16 protein-coding genes are annotated in these 13379 nt (G+C 59.7%); 5 read left to right on the top strand and 11 right to left on the bottom strand.

All coding sequences use genetic code 11. The features are described 5' to 3' along the window. Positions 1-10: 10 nt before the first annotated feature. Both ACSJLU_RS09475 and hinT read right to left on the bottom strand, forming a co-directional pair. Positions 11-400 (bottom strand): YcfL family protein, encoded by a 390-nt coding sequence (locus ACSJLU_RS09475; protein ID WP_369435694.1) that lies wholly within the window; start codon positions 398-400, stop codon positions 11-13. A gap of 11 nt (positions 401-411) precedes the next feature. Beyond that, positions 412-762: a purine nucleoside phosphoramidase gene (gene hinT / locus ACSJLU_RS09470; protein WP_004928776.1), complete on the bottom strand. Its 351-nt coding sequence runs from the start codon at positions 760-762 to the stop codon at positions 412-414. Positions 763-983: 221 nt separating this feature from the next. Between hinT and ACSJLU_RS09465 the strand changes: the two genes are divergently transcribed. Then, on the top strand, positions 984-1889 hold the full coding sequence (locus tag ACSJLU_RS09465) for a transporter substrate-binding domain-containing protein (protein ID WP_025302427.1): 906 nt from the start codon (positions 984-986) through the stop codon (positions 1887-1889). On the opposite strand, the gene ACSJLU_RS09460 is transcribed toward ACSJLU_RS09465, so the two are convergent. Then, positions 1886-2263: a winged helix-turn-helix transcriptional regulator gene (locus tag ACSJLU_RS09460; RefSeq protein WP_072271517.1), complete on the bottom strand. Its 378-nt coding sequence runs from the start codon at positions 2261-2263 to the stop codon at positions 1886-1888. The two genes, ACSJLU_RS09465 and ACSJLU_RS09460, sit on opposite strands and share 4 nt — an antisense overlap. Before the next feature lie 99 nt (positions 2264-2362). On the opposite strand from ACSJLU_RS09460, the gene ACSJLU_RS09455 reads away from it, so the two are divergent. Continuing rightward, on the top strand, positions 2363-3112 hold the full coding sequence (locus tag ACSJLU_RS09455) for an SDR family oxidoreductase (RefSeq protein WP_043141680.1): 750 nt from the start codon (positions 2363-2365) through the stop codon (positions 3110-3112). Positions 3113-3161: 49 nt separating this feature from the next. Here ACSJLU_RS09455 and ACSJLU_RS09450 read toward each other — a convergent pair whose 3' ends face one another. After that, complete coding sequence (locus tag ACSJLU_RS09450; RefSeq protein WP_060447386.1) at positions 3162-3680, bottom strand: YybH family protein; 519 nt, start codon at positions 3678-3680, stop codon at positions 3162-3164. Positions 3681-3838: 158 nt separating this feature from the next. Between ACSJLU_RS09450 and ACSJLU_RS09445 the strand changes: the two genes are divergently transcribed. Further along, complete coding sequence (locus ACSJLU_RS09445) at positions 3839-4744, top strand: LysR family transcriptional regulator (protein WP_148123330.1); 906 nt, start codon at positions 3839-3841, stop codon at positions 4742-4744. A gap of 9 nt (positions 4745-4753) precedes the next feature. Here the strand turns inward: ACSJLU_RS09445 and ACSJLU_RS09440 are convergent, their stop codons facing one another. Then, a complete protein-coding gene (locus ACSJLU_RS09440) occupies positions 4754-6058 on the bottom strand; it encodes an Nramp family divalent metal transporter (RefSeq protein WP_060447390.1) in 1305 nt (434 codons plus the stop codon). A gap of 230 nt (positions 6059-6288) precedes the next feature. Between ACSJLU_RS09440 and mntR the strand changes: the two genes are divergently transcribed. Together mntR and ACSJLU_RS09430 are read left to right on the top strand one after the other, a co-directional pair. Next, positions 6289-6759, top strand: coding sequence for a manganese-binding transcriptional regulator MntR (gene mntR, locus ACSJLU_RS09435; RefSeq protein WP_060447392.1), 471 nt, complete (start codon positions 6289-6291; stop codon positions 6757-6759). 14 nt (positions 6760-6773) lie between these two features. Beyond that, positions 6774-7139 (top strand): DUF4180 domain-containing protein, encoded by a 366-nt coding sequence (locus tag ACSJLU_RS09430; RefSeq protein WP_089195760.1) that lies wholly within the window; start codon positions 6774-6776, stop codon positions 7137-7139. A gap of 56 nt (positions 7140-7195) precedes the next feature. Here ACSJLU_RS09430 and ptsG read toward each other — a convergent pair whose 3' ends face one another. The 6 genes from ptsG to pabC all read right to left on the bottom strand — a co-directional run bounded on the left by ptsG (position 7196) and on the right by pabC (position 13238). Continuing rightward, entirely contained in the window at positions 7196-8629 is a 1434-nt protein-coding gene (ptsG, locus tag ACSJLU_RS09425; RefSeq protein ID WP_016928184.1) for a PTS glucose transporter subunit IIBC, read from the bottom strand. Between the two features lie 341 nt (positions 8630-8970). Beyond that, positions 8971-9747, bottom strand: a complete 777-nt coding sequence (locus ACSJLU_RS09420; protein WP_025302417.1) for a metal-dependent hydrolase — start codon at positions 9745-9747, stop codon at positions 8971-8973. A gap of 19 nt (positions 9748-9766) precedes the next feature. Further along, positions 9767-10774 carry a DNA polymerase III subunit delta' gene (gene holB / locus ACSJLU_RS09415; protein WP_025302416.1) on the bottom strand — a complete coding sequence of 336 codons (1008 nt, stop codon included), beginning with the start codon at positions 10772-10774 and terminating at the stop codon, positions 9767-9769. Further along, complete coding sequence (tmk, locus tag ACSJLU_RS09410; protein WP_025302415.1) at positions 10774-11412, bottom strand: dTMP kinase; 639 nt, start codon at positions 11410-11412, stop codon at positions 10774-10776. Before tmk ends, holB begins: the two co-directional genes overlap by 1 nt. Further along, positions 11402-12427, bottom strand: a complete 1026-nt coding sequence (gene mltG, locus ACSJLU_RS09405; RefSeq protein WP_060447394.1) for an endolytic transglycosylase MltG — start codon at positions 12425-12427, stop codon at positions 11402-11404. Before mltG ends, tmk begins: the two co-directional genes overlap by 11 nt. A 13-nt stretch (positions 12428-12440) precedes the next feature. Continuing rightward, positions 12441-13238, bottom strand: coding sequence for an aminodeoxychorismate lyase (pabC, locus tag ACSJLU_RS09400; protein WP_049208453.1), 798 nt, complete (start codon positions 13236-13238; stop codon positions 12441-12443). Between the last annotated feature and the right edge of the window lie 141 nt (positions 13239-13379).

Genomic DNA, 13379 nt, shown 5'->3' with positions numbered 1-13379 from the left:
TGGCAAGCGCTTACAGGTACAGATACAGACGCGCGCTTTTAGCTTCCAGATTACCGTTAATCGAGTAGATTTTGGCGTCCGAGTTAGGCGCCACGACGAGCTCACGCGGTTTCTCGAAGGGGCGAATATCCAGCCCCTGCGCGTCGTACCAATAGAAACGATAATGCACGGTGACCGGCGTCGGTTGGCTGTTATTGAGCACCGAAGTCGCCATCACCCGGCCGGAAGCGTTCGAGACAGAGGGCGTATCGGCAAAAATGCCGGCGGTCAGCACCGAAGGATCCATCACCACCGTTTGCCCCCGGTTAACCGCGATGCCGGATGGCGAACTGCACCCCATCAGCAACGCGGCGGGCAGCGCCAACGCCATCAGACAACGCAGAGTTTTTTTACCGCGCATGATTTCCTCGCTTAACGTGACAGCAGCGGCCCCAGCGAGCGGCCACCGACCAGGTGCATATGAATATGATAGACCTCCTGACCGGCGTGGCGGTTACAGTTGACGATCAGGCGGTAGCCGTCCTCGGCGATGCCTTCCTGTTCGGCGATCTTCGCCGCGGCGGTGATCATGCGGCCCAGCGCAGCTTCGTGCTCGACGGTCACGTCGTTGACGGTTGGGATCAGCACGTTGGGAACGATCAGCACATGGGTAGGCGCCTGGGGGGAGATGTCACGGAAAGCGGTGACCAGTTCATCCTGGTAAACCACATCAGCAGGGATTTCGCGGCGGATAATTTTACTGAAAATCGTTTCTTCGGCCATCTGGCGTTCCTTGTTTTACACAATTAGCTGTACGCAGTATGAGTGACAAATTCTACTGCTTTCAACCTGATTGCGCACTTTCCACGTCGAGTGCTGCAGATTCGCGCAGGCCGTCGCCCCGCTTGTGCATCTTTTCACTTTGGTTATTCACTATTGTTGCTTTACTTGCCCCGCGCCGCCGCCAATAGTAACCCCATGATTAACAAAGGATAGAGGGCACTATGCCACTGAAGATTGCGGCGCTGTGCGCGCTGTTGCTGAGCGCTGCCGTGCAGGCGGCCACGACGGGCGGTATCGACCTGCAGGCTAACCGAGAGCCGATACGCACGGAGAAAAACCCGGCGGCTATCGCGCTGATCCCGGCGAACTTTCACTTCGCGGTGCCCGGCAAGCTGACGGTGGCGGTAGCATTCGAGAACTCCCCGCCGCTGGCGCTGTTCGCCGAAGACAATAAAACGCTGATCGGCAGCGATCCGGACATCGCCCGCCTGGTGGCCGACAGCCTCGGGCTGGAGCTGAATCTGGTGCCCACCTCCTGGGAAGATTGGCCCTTGGGCATCAGCGCGGGCAAATACGATGCGGCGATCTTCAACATCGCCGTCACCAAACAGCGTAAAACCAAATTCGACTTCGCCACTTACCGGGTGGACACGCTGGGCTTTTACGTCAAATCCACCAGCCACATCACCTCGATCAACCGCCCGCAGGACGTGGCCGGGCTGCGGATCATCGTCGGATCCGGCACCAATCAGGAAAACATTCTGCTGGGATGGGATAAGCAGAATCGCGCCGCCGGGCTGCCGCCGGTACAGCCGATCTACGTGACCGACGACGCCGCCACCAACCTCAGCATTCAGTCCGGGCGCGCCGATGCGTTCTTCGGCCCCCACTCCACCGGCGCCTACAAGGCGGCGCTGACCGGCAAAACCAAAATGGTCGGCATCGGCCCCAACGTGGCCTACGTCGCGGTCACCACCAAAAAAGGCAACGGGTTGGTGAACGCCGTCAACGCCGCGATCAATGGCGCGATCGTCAGCGGCGAATATGCGCAGGTGCTGGAACGCTGGGGCGAAGGCGACGAAAAGGTCGAGCGCTCAACCATCAACCCGCCGGGCATCGGCGACTAGCTACCGATCAGCTGCGGGGCATGTCGGCGCATCCACTCGGCCAGCGAGTCCAGCGTCGGCCGCAGCGATTTGCCGAGCGTGGTGACCTGGTACTCCACCCGCGGCGGCACTTCGGGATACACCTGCCGCGTCACAAGACCGCGCTGCTCGAACAGCCGCAGCTGGCGCGTCAGCTCTTTTTGCGCAATGGGCGCCACCGCCCGCTGCAGCTCGCTGAATCGCACCGGGCCATCGATCATAATCAGCCGATACAGGATGGGTATCGCCCATTTGCCCGACACCAGATTGACAAAGTCCACCATCGGGCAGGATTCGCCCGCCGTCGGCAACGCCGACAAATTATTTTTCGCCGCTAAGGGCGCGCGCGCCGTCATTTCATCCCACCTCGTCCTTTAGTATCCAAAAGGTGCCTACTATGCAAAAGGAACTATAGCGCAAATAATGCCGTAACAGACGTTAAAGAGGAATCGGTTATGTCACGACTGCAAGGCAAATACGCATTGATCACCGGCGGCACCAGCGGCATCGGGCTGGAAACCGCCCGCCAATTCATCGCCGAGGGCGCAACGGTGGCGATCACCGGCCGCAGCCAACGTGCCCTGGACGCGGCGGGCCAGGCATTGGCGGGCAACGCGCTGTTGCTGCTGAGCGACGCCGGCGACATCCCACAGCAACGTGCGCTGGCGCAGCAGTTGGAGCAACGGTGGCCGCGGCTGGACGTGCTGTACGTTAACGCCGGCGACGTCACGCACCGCCCGCTGCAGGAGTGGGATGAGCAGAGCTACCAGCGGCTGATGGACATCAACCTGAAGGGGCCGTTCTTTCTGATCCAGGCGCTGCTACCGCTGCTGGCCACCCCTTCCTCGGTGATCCTGTGCGGTTCGGTCAGCGCCCATATCGGTCTACCGCAAAGCAGCGCCTACGCCGCCAGCAAAGCCGGTTTGTTATCTCTGGCCAGAACGCTCTCCGGCGAGCTGCACGCGCGCGGCATTCGCGTCAACGGCCTCAGCCCCGGCCCGACCGAAACCCCGGCGCTGGGAAAATTGGGGCTGGCGGAAGCGGATGAACGGGCATTGCGCGACGATATCCGCGCGCTAGTGCCGATCGGCCGCATGGGCAGCGCACTGGAGCTGGCCAAAGCGGCGGTGTTTCTGGCGGCGGATGAGTCGGCGTTTATGGTCGGCGCGGAGCTGCAGATGGACGGCGGCGTGGGGAATCTTTAGCCGTCGCGCGACACAATAAGGCCGCTTGCGCGGCCTTTGTCAGTGTCACTCAACTCACCCCTTGAATCGGGTTGGTATTAAAGGTGTAGACCACGATCTTCCATTGGCCCTGCTGTTTCTCCAATACAAATACTTCACGGTTTAAATCGATCAGGGTAGCACCGTCGCTTATTCGGGTAACCGTTGCGCCGCGATGATGGTGCGTGCGCACATAGGCCATATTCCCGTTCACGTTGACGCTGTCATAAGCAAACTCTGTTTCAAATTTCTCGTTTTTAAATAAGTCATCATATTGTTGGCGGCGCTTTTCATTGCTGTCCGCCGTCGGTTTTTCGTTCCATTGTGAGTAACTTTCTGGCGCAAAAAGTGACAAAATCGTTTGCGTATCGCCGGCGTTAAGCGCTGTCTGGTAGCGGTTTATCAGCTCATACACCGCCTTCTGTTCGGCCGCGACGCCCGCCTCTGCGGAAACCCTGTAACTTTGCGATGCGGCCTCGCTGCTTGCGGCATAAGTTTGGCCGCACAAGCCCGCGCCCGCCAATAACAATACGGCAGTTAATTTTTTCATATAAATATCCTCTTCGGCATTATTTCATTATGGCAATACAGGATGCGATTTCAGATAAATAAAAACGCTGAAAATAAATTATCCAATGCTGCGTCAAATTGACAGCCGGCATATTTAAAAATACTCTTTTAATAATTTAAATAATGGAAGCCGTTAACATGAATGAACTGCACGCGCTGCGCGTATTCTGCCAGGTGGTGGAAATGGAGGGGTTCAGCCAGGCGGCAACCAAAATGGGGCTCTCCCCGGCCAGCGTCACATACAGCATCAATCAGCTTGAAAAACAGTTCGGGCAACCCCTGTTCAAGCGTTCAACCCGGCGCTTCTCGCTGACCAGCGCCGGGGAGCGTTGCTATCGCACCGCACAAGACATCCTGCAGCAGTTTGACCGGCTGAAAAACGACATGTCGGGTGATTTTGAACAACCGCGAGGACCGCTGCGGGTCGAGATAGCCACGATGCTCAGCAGCATGCATATCGCTCCGGCGCTCCCGGCTTTTTTGGCGCAATATCCGGAATTGCAGCTCAGCGTGTCGGTTAGCGATCGCCTGGTCAATCCGGCGGAAGATCGCGCCGACGTATTTATTCGCATCGGCGCCGGCCACATACCCGAGATGGTCAGCCGTCAATTGCTGCAACCACGCTATTTGTGCTGTGCGTCTCCCGATTATTTTGCGCGCCATGGCCGGCCGGAACACCCGGAACAGCTGCAACAGCATCAGCGGCTGGGATTTATCCGTTCAGGCGCGGCGGCGGCGGACGACTGGCAGTTCATTCGTGGTGACGAGCACTACCGTCTGGCGCCCAGCCCGCTGCTGAGTTTCAACCATTCACAATCGCTGTGCGAGGTGGCCAGGAACCACCTCGGCCTGGTTTACTTGCTGGACTGCACTCTGGAAAACTATCTGAAGGCAGGCGAACTGGAACCGATACTGCAGGAGTGGGCGCCCACAGGGGCACCGATCAATATTCTCTATCCGCGCCTGCGGGATCGCAGCCATAAAATTCGGGTTTTCGTCGACTTCATCAGCGAACTGTTCGCCAACAAATTCGCCAGGCCCTGATTGCGCGGCTCACCCCAGCCCAGGGATCTCGACGCCGAAGGTCTGCAACAGCAGCACCACGTTGAGCAACACGATCACTACCGTGCCGACGACCGCCGCCAGGCTGGTCCAGCGGCCGTTGGCGAACTCGCCCATGATGTCGCGGCGACGGGTGAACATCACCAGCGCGATCATCGGCGCCGGCAGCGCCAGGCTCAGCACCACCTGGCTGTAGACCAGCGCGTCGGTGGCGTTGACGCCCATCGCCACCACGATAAACGCCGGCACCATGGTGACCAGGCGGCGCACCCACACCGGAATGCGGAAGCCAACGAAGCCCTGCATGATCATTTGCCCGGCCATGGTGCCCACCACCGAGCTGGAAATGCCGGAGGCGATCAGCGAAGCGAGGAAGATACCGGCGGCCGCCGCACCGAACAGTGGCGTCAGCGTATGGTAGGCAGTGCCAATTTCGGCCACGTCGCTGTTACCGGCGTGGAAGGCGCTCGAGGCCATGATGACCATCGCGATATTCACCAGCCCGGCCAGCGCCAGCGCGATCACCACCTCAATATTGGAGAAACGCAGCAGCTTGCGCCGCTCGCCGTTATCACTGGCCGGGCTGCGGTGCTGGGTCAGCCCCGAGTGCAGGAAAATGGCGTGCGGCATCACGGTGGCGCCGATAATGCCGACGGCGATGGTCAGCGCCTGGGCATCCGGCAGTTGCGGCGTCACCATGCCGATCCCGGCCGCCTGCCAGTCCACCGGCACAATGAACATCTCCACCAGGTAGCACAGCGCGATGATGCCTACCAGGCCGCCGATCATCAGCTCAACCGGGCGAAAACCTTTCTTTTCCACCATCAACAGCGCATAGGTGATCACCGCCGTCACCCCCATCCCCGCCAGCAGCGGCATGTGGAACAACAGCGCCAGCGCAATCGCGCCGCCGAGAAACTCCGCCAGATCGGTGGCCATCGCCGCCACTTCGCTAAGCAGCCACATGCCGATCACTACCGGCCGTGAAAACTGATCGCGGCACATCTCCGCCAGATTGCGGTTGGTGACGATACCCAGCTTGGCCGACAGCGCCTGGAACAGCATGGCGATCAGGTTGGCCATCACCACCACCCACAGCAGGCTGTAGCCGTATTTCGCCCCGGCCTGGATGTTGGTGGCGAAGTTACCGGGGTCCATATAGGCAATAGAGGCAATCACCGCCGGGCCGGCGAACAGCAGCGGCGTAAAAGCGCCGCGCTTGCGCCCGGCAAGGGCGGCACCAATCGCAATGTTGGTCCGTTCGGTTAACGATGAGGGAGTTGCCGCGTCTCGCATGAAGTACCCTTAATCTTTTGCTGGTTATTTTTCCACCGATCATGCTGACAATGTAGCATCGGCTACACTTTATGCAACAGGCGAAATTAATGGGCTTTGTGTAGAGATATTTCTAACTACCACAATGCGTGGCATCGAATTGATAATGTGTGCTATTTGGACTAACTTAGGGCAACCCTCCCCACATTGCCGGGAGATGCCATTTTTATGCTTACAGGACGCCCCACGCTATGGTTACCCGCGCGCCAGATAACGCCGACCGCCCCGCCCAGACCGACATGCCGGACGAGGCCGAGCACGCCCTGCGTTTTAGCCGCGCCCGCGAAGCGCAGTCCAATGCGCTGATCGAAGATTACGTTGAGCTGATCGCCGATTTGCTGCAAAGCACCCGTGAAGCCAGAACCACCGATATCGCGCGCCGCTTCGGCGTCTCTCACCCGACGGCGATCAAAAATATCGCGCGGTTGAAAAGCGCCGGGCTGGTGGAATCGCGCCCTTATCGCGGGGTGTTTTTAACCGAGGAAGGCGAGCTGCTGGCGCAGAAGGTGCGCCGCCGTCACCGCATCGTGGTCGATCTGCTGATGTGCCTCGGGGTGCCGAGCGAAACTGCCGAGCTGGACAGCGAAGGGATTGAACACCATATCTCGGACGAAACGCTGGCGGTGTTCGAGCATTATTTGCAGCAACACGTCAAACCCTGACTCCCGGGGCGCCGATGAGCTACGCCGTGCAGCACGTTCATGGCCTGCGCCTGGTGGTTTTCGCCGAAGCCGGGCCGCCGTTGAAAGACGAAAACGACGTCAGCCTGTTTATCGCGCCCGCTTTTGAACACGAGGCCGGGATGATTGCCCTCCCCGTCAACCGCCTCGACGCCACCTTCTTCCAGCTCAGAAGCGGCATTGCCGGCGCCGTATTGCAGAAATTCATCAACTACCGCCTGCGCGTTGCGCTGCTGGGCGATATCACCCCTTGGTTAGCGCAAAGCAACGCGCTGCAAGACTTTGTGCGCGAAGCCAACCGCGGCGAACAGGTCTGGTTCCTTCCTTCTCTCGCCGAACTCGAACAGCGCCTTAGCGCCTGACGACAGGCAATAAAAAAGGGAGGCTTTCGCCTCCCTTGATAACTCCCCTGCCTGAATCAGTGATTACGGATGTATTCGTCCATATCGGTTTTCAGGTTGTCGGACTTGGTGCCGAAGATGGCCTGCACGCCGGAGCCAGCGACGACTACGCCGGCTGCGCCCAGTTTCTTCAGGCCCGCCTGGTCAACTTTGGACACGTCGGCCACGCTGACGCGCAGACGAGTGATGCAAGCATCCAAGTTAGTGATGTTTTCTTTACCGCCGAAGGCCTGAACCAGCGCCGCGGACATTTCGGAACCGCCCTGCGCAGTCTGCTCGGCAGCGGTGTCTTCACGGCCCGGGGTTTTCAGATCCAGCTTGGCAATCAGCACGCGGAAGATGGTGTAGTACACCAGACCGTAGACGATGCCGACGATTGGGAACAGCCAGATTTTGCTGCTGTTGCCGCTCAGTACGATAAAGTCGATCAGGCCGTGCGAGAAGCTGGTGCCGTCACGCATGCCCAACAGGATGCAGATTGGGAACGCCAGGCCGGCCAGGATAGCGTGGATCACATACAGGATCGGCGCGACGAACATGAAGGAGAACTCGATCGGCTCGGTGATACCGGTCAGGAACGAGGTCAGCGCGGCGGAGATCATGATGCCGCCGACTTTCGCGCGGTTTTCCGGCTTGGCCGAGTGCCAGATGGCAATCGCCGCAGCAGGCAGACCGTACATTTTGAACAGGAAGCCGCCGGACAGTTTGCCCGCGGTTGGGTCGCCCGCCATGTAGCGAGGGATGTCGCCGTGGAATACCTGGCCCGCCGCGTTGGTGAATTCACCAATTTGCATTTGGAACGGTACGTTCCAGATGTGGTGCAGACCGAACGGCACCAGAGCACGCTCAACCACGCCGTAAATGCCGAAGGCCACGACCGGGTTCTGATAAGCCGCCCACTGCGAGAAGGTCTGGATAGCCGTACCGATCGGCGGCCAGATGAAGGACAGCACTACGCCCAGAACGATCGCCGCCAGACCGGAAATGATCGGCACGAAACGCTTACCGGCAAAGAAGCCCAGGTATTCCGGCAGTTGAATGCGGAAGAAGCGGTTGAACATATAGGCCGCGATGGCGCCGGAGATAATCCCCCCGAGCACACCGGTATCCGCCAGGTGTTTGGCCGCAATCTCTTCAGCCGGCAGGTGCAGCACCAGCGGCGCAACCACCGCCATGGTTTTCACCATGATGCCGTAGGCCACCACCGCCGCCAGCGCGGAAACGCCGTCGTTGTTGGTGAAGCCCAGAGCGACGCCGATGGCGAAAATCAGCGGCATGTTGGCGAAGACCGAACCGCCCGCCTCCGCCATCACGTGGGAGACTACCGCAGGTAGCCAGCTAAAGTTGGCGGAGCCGACGCCCAGCAGGATACCTGCGATAGGCAACACGGACACCGGCAGCATGAGCGATTTACCTACTTTTTGCAGGTTTGCAAATGCGTTCTTGAACATAGTTGAGTGTGCTCCTGAGTAATAATGCTTTGCTACTTCTTGTCGCGATGATTCGCGCTGCAAGGGGGAGAAAAACCCCTGCAATTCAGGGTGTCTGAGCACCCCTTGAATTTATTACGCAGAGTAAAATAAATAGCCTGCGCAATGTTTGATGACAATCACGTTTCGATGATCGAGCCGCGGTAACTTTGCATAAATCGGCTATTTTTTGGCAAAACAGGCCAAAAAACACGCATCAATCACCCTGAAACGGGAGGGAACCTTACCCGTTTCAGTGATTAATTACGAGCTTAAAAAAAATTACGCAGACAATGACCTACAGCTATAGCCTAGGTCAAAGATCACAGATCGAGGTGAAATAAGCGTGAAAAGTTGGCGGTGGTGGCTTCGGCCAGCTGTTCCAGGTTGACGCCCTTCAATACCGCCATGTATTCAGCCACATCGCGCACATAGGCGGGTTGGTTTTCTTTACCGCGATGCGGCACCGGCGCCAGATAAGGCGAGTCGGTTTCCACCAGAATGCGATCCAGCGGCACGTAGCGCGCCACTTCACGCAGCTGTTCGGCGTTGCGGAAGGTGACGATGCCGGAGAAGGAGATGTAGAAGCCCAGATCCAGCAAGGCTTCGGCCGTGGTCAAATCTTCAGTGAAGCAGTGCAGCACGCCGCCGCAGTCTTGTGCGTTCTCTTCACGCAGGATCGCCAGCGTGTCCGCGCGCGCATCGCGGGTATGGACGATCACCGGCTTGTTCAGATCCCGGCCAATGCGGATATGTTCGCGGAAAGAGTCCTGCTGCAGCTCAAGATTGTCTTTCTGGTAGAAGTAATCGAGCCCGGTCTCTCCCAGCGCTACCACCTGCTCCGCCGCCGCCAGGCGACGCAGCTCGGCGTAATCATACCCCTCTTCCAGATTGAGCGGATGCACCCCGCAGGAGAAAGCCACATCGTTGCGCTCGCCGATCAGCTCGGTCATGGAACGGTAGCCCGGCAGCGTGGTGGCGACCGCCAGCACATAGCCGACGTCGCGCGCTTTGGCTTTGGCCAGCGCATCGTCCACATTCTGATGCAGCGTTTGATAATCCAGACTGTCAAGGTGGCAATGAGAATCGACTAACAACATAATTTTTAACTCTTTTACTTTACAGCGAATGAGGGTGGGAATAGCCGGCGGCGCCAAGCATCTGTTCCCAGCGAAGTAACTGTTCGGTCAGCAGCAGCTCGCGATTGACACCCACCACGCTGAGCAGCTGATGGCGGCAGGTCAGCCACTGCTGCACGATCTGCTGCAGCGAGGCGCTGCTCAGCACGCTGGCCAGCTGATGCACCAGTGGTTGCTGATCCTGATTCAATACATAGTGATGCGCGCCCTGCTGCCACTTCATCGCGTCCACCAACAGCGCGCACAACCAGTGCAGGCGCTCGGCGACATCTTCATGGTTCAGCACCGGCAACAGCGACAGCATATCGCGCTGCGGCAGCGCGGCGCTCAACGCGGTGCACAGGGCGCTGCGCTGTTGCCACTGCTGCGGCTGTAACAGCTGTTCGGCGGCCAGCGGCGCGCCGTCGTGCAGGCGCAGCGCCGTGAGGCGGTCTGTCTGAGAACCGGCCGCCTGCCGGCCCAGCCACTGCAGGCTGAGCTGCTCATCCGGGCTGGCCAAATGCCAATAAAGACAGCGGCTGCGCAGCGTCGCCATCAGCCGCGACGGCTCACGGCAACCCAGCAGAAAATAGGTTTTCTCCGGCGGCTCTTCCAGCGTTTTAAGCAGTGCGTTGGCCGCCGCCTCGGTCAACTGTTCCGCCTGCGGCAGCCAAATCACCTTGGCGCCGCCCTGCTGCGCGTGGGCGTACAGCGTTTCAATCACCTGGCGGATCGGTTCGATACCCAGGTTGCTCTTGCCCTTTTCCGGCGCCAGCACGTGATAATCCGGGTGATTCCCCGCCAGCATCAGCCGGCAGCTGTGGCACTCGCCGCAGCTTTTTTCGCCGTTGCGCTGTTGGCAGATCAACCAACGGCTCAGGCCGTAGGCCAGCGCATCGTCACCATTGCCCGCCGCCGCATGCAGCAGCAGCGCATGGTGGCCGCGACCGTCGGCGTACTGCCCAATCAGCTGGCGATAAGGGCCATTCAGCCACGGGTACCAGTTCATTATGCGCCTTCCTGCTGCCGCAGCCAGTGGCCGACGCAGTCGCGGATCGCCGCGGTCACCTGTTCCAGCGGCTGGGCGGCGTCAACGGTAACGATCGTTTCATCCTGCGCCGCCAGCTCAAGATAGCGAGCGCGGGTGCGTTCGAAGAACGGCAGCGCCTCCTGTTCGATGCGATCCAGCTGGCCGCGCGCCTGTGCGCGTTGCAAGCCGACCAGCGGAGGCAGATCGAGATAAACCGTCAAATCCGGGCGGAAATCCCCCAGTACGGTGTCGCGCAGCGAGCTCATCAGCTGTGGGTCCACACCGCGGCCGCCGCCCTGGTAAGCCTGTGAAGAGAGATCGTGGCGGTCGCCCACCACCCAGGCACCACGCGCGAGGGCGGGTTTGATCACGGTTTCCACCAGCTGCACGCGCGCAGCGTACAGCATCAAGACTTCGGCCTTGATGGTCGGCAATTCGCCGTCGATGCCGCGTTTGAACAGTTCGCGCAGCTTCTCCGCCAGCGGTGTGCCGCCCGGTTCGCGGGTGAAAACGATGTCGTTGATGCCATGTTCGCGCAGCACATTGACTACCGTGTCACGCGCTGTGGTTTTGCCCGCGCCTTCCAGCCCTTCGATTACAACGAATTTACTTTTCATTCTTTTCCTTTAACGCCTGACGGTACACGCGCACCGCCTGGTTATGGCTCTCCAGATTGGTGGTGAAGGTATGCCCACCCTTGCCGTCGGCAACAAAATAAAGATATGGCGTTTTGGCCGGATTGGCGGCCGCTTGGAGCGAGGCCTCGCCCGGCATGGCGATCGGCGTTGGCGGCAGGCCGGCGATCACATAGGTGTTGTAAGGCGTCGGCGTCTCCAGATCCTTGCGCGTGATGTTGCCATTATAGCTTTCGCCCATGCCGTAGATCACCGTCGGATCGGTCTGCAGGCGCATGCCGATGCGCAAACGGTTGACGAACACCGACGCCACCTTGCTACGCTCTTCCGGCACCGCGGTCTCTTTCTCGACGATCGAGGCCATAGTCAGCAGCTCTTCCGGCGTTTTATACGGCAGGCTGGTGTCGCGGCCGTCCCAGGCGGCCTGCAGCGCTTTGTTCATACGAACATGTGCGCGTTTGAGCAGCGCGATATCGCTCATGCCGGCGGTATACTGATAGGTATCCGGGTACAAATGCCCTTCCGGTGTTTCTCCCGCAGGAATACCGAGCGCTGCGGCGATCTCCGCTTCGCTCTTGCCCGCCAGAGTGTGTTTCAGGTATTTGGACTGCTGCAATACCTGCTGCCAGTCACGCAGGCGTGAGCCTTCGATAAAGCGTGCGGTGAACTGCGCCTCTTTGCCGCTGGCCAACAGTTTCAGCATCTGGCGCACCGTCATGCCCGGCGTGAACCGGTAGGTACCGGCTTTAAACTCCGCCAGCTCCGGCTCCAGTTTCAGCAGCCACTGGAACCAGCGGCCGCTGCGCACCAGTTTATCGCGCACCAGTAACCCTTCCAGCGCCACCCGGCCGGTGCCGGCAGGCAGTTTGAAGATGGTTTCTTGCTGGATAGCCAGCGGCGTATCGGCAAAGCGTTCGATCTTCTGGTAGCCCCAAAACAGCAGCGCCAATACCAGAACAACAATAACAGACAGGACCTTCAGCTTTCTTTTCTTCATCAATCAGCCATGGTTAACAGTGTGGACGCAAAAAATCATACAGCTGGCGCGAATGATAACGCCATGATTGAGCAACGTTTACCGGCAGCAGCGGCATCAGCGCGTTGCTCACCAGGACTTCGTCGGCATCGGCCAGCGTCTCCAGCGGTTCGCTGACGCAGTGCAGACGGTATTCCGAGCCCGCCAGCAGCGCGATCACCCGCCGCCGCATCAGGCCCGCGACGCCCGCCTGGCTCAGGTCCGGGGTAAACACCGCTTTTCCCTTACGCCAGAACAAATTAGCCGCACAGCATTCCACCAGCATACCGGCAGTGTCAAGCACCAGTGCCTCGTCGGCGGCCGTCTGGTCAAGATGCGCGCGGATCAGCACCTGCTCCAGGCGGTTCAAATGCTTCAACCCCGCCAGCAGCGGATTGCGCGCCAGCGCCACCGGGCTGAGCGCAAGCGTGATGCCCTGCTCGCGCCACTGCAAATAGTGCGCAGGGTAGCTGCTGCGGGCGACGATGCGCGTTGGATTTTCGCACCCCGTCGGGCTGTAGCCCCGCCCGCCGCTGCCGCGCGTCAGTATCGCTTTGACCACGCCGAGCGGAATTGATTCGGCCGCCTGAGCCATCTCGCGCTCGAAAGCGGCCCAATCGGTAGTGGGCAGCATCAGCCTCTGTGCCGTTTGCTGCAGCCGCTCCAGGTGCCAGGGCAGCAGCTCGATTTTGCCATCGACAACCCGGGCGGTAGTAAAGCAGCCATCGCCGAACTGCAGGCCACGATCGCTCGGCGCCAGCGCATCGTGGCGTTGTCCGTTAATCCAGTACATGCTTCCTCCTGTTGCCGGGTGATTTCATTACGCTCGCAGAATAGCAGGCGACGAGGCAATACGCAGCCCTGCTGACGGCCGGACGCCAGGCGTAAAAAAGCCCGGTTAAAAAACCGGGCTTTTCATCAGCGAACAACCGCG

The organism is Serratia bockelmannii, assembly GCF_051803255.1.
Taxonomy (GTDB): Bacteria; Pseudomonadota; Gammaproteobacteria; order Enterobacterales; family Enterobacteriaceae; genus Serratia; species Serratia bockelmannii.
Note: the sequence above shows the minus strand (reverse complement) of the source record. Positions and strands in the feature narration are given on the sequence as shown.

Coding starts and splice junctions, on each gene's coding strand:
- ACSJLU_RS09475 (WP_369435694.1), bottom strand. CDS start 400: ATGCGCGGTAAAAAAACTCTGCGTTGTCTGATGGCGTTGGCGCTGCCC.
- hinT (WP_004928776.1), bottom strand. CDS start 762: ATGGCCGAAGAAACGATTTTCAGTAAAATTATCCGCCGCGAAATCCCT.
- ACSJLU_RS09465 (WP_025302427.1), top strand. CDS start 984: ATGCCACTGAAGATTGCGGCGCTGTGCGCGCTGTTGCTGAGCGCTGCC.
- ACSJLU_RS09460 (WP_072271517.1), bottom strand. CDS start 2,263: ATGACGGCGCGCGCGCCCTTAGCGGCGAAAAATAATTTGTCGGCGTTG.
- ACSJLU_RS09455 (WP_043141680.1), top strand. CDS start 2,363: ATGTCACGACTGCAAGGCAAATACGCATTGATCACCGGCGGCACCAGC.
- ACSJLU_RS09450 (WP_060447386.1), bottom strand. CDS start 3,680: ATGAAAAAATTAACTGCCGTATTGTTATTGGCGGGCGCGGGCTTGTGC.
- ACSJLU_RS09445 (WP_148123330.1), top strand. CDS start 3,839: ATGAATGAACTGCACGCGCTGCGCGTATTCTGCCAGGTGGTGGAAATG.
- ACSJLU_RS09440 (WP_060447390.1), bottom strand. CDS start 6,058: ATGCGAGACGCGGCAACTCCCTCATCGTTAACCGAACGGACCAACATT.
- mntR (WP_060447392.1), top strand. CDS start 6,289: ATGGTTACCCGCGCGCCAGATAACGCCGACCGCCCCGCCCAGACCGAC.
- ACSJLU_RS09430 (WP_089195760.1), top strand. CDS start 6,774: ATGAGCTACGCCGTGCAGCACGTTCATGGCCTGCGCCTGGTGGTTTTC.
- ptsG (WP_016928184.1), bottom strand. CDS start 8,629: ATGTTCAAGAACGCATTTGCAAACCTGCAAAAAGTAGGTAAATCGCTC.
- ACSJLU_RS09420 (WP_025302417.1), bottom strand. CDS start 9,747: ATGTTGTTAGTCGATTCTCATTGCCACCTTGACAGTCTGGATTATCAA.
- holB (WP_025302416.1), bottom strand. CDS start 10,774: ATGAACTGGTACCCGTGGCTGAATGGCCCTTATCGCCAGCTGATTGGG.
- tmk (WP_025302415.1), bottom strand. CDS start 11,412: ATGAAAAGTAAATTCGTTGTAATCGAAGGGCTGGAAGGCGCGGGCAAA.
- mltG (WP_060447394.1), bottom strand. CDS start 12,427: ATGAAGAAAAGAAAGCTGAAGGTCCTGTCTGTTATTGTTGTTCTGGTA.
- pabC (WP_049208453.1), bottom strand. CDS start 13,238: ATGTACTGGATTAACGGACAACGCCACGATGCGCTGGCGCCGAGCGAT.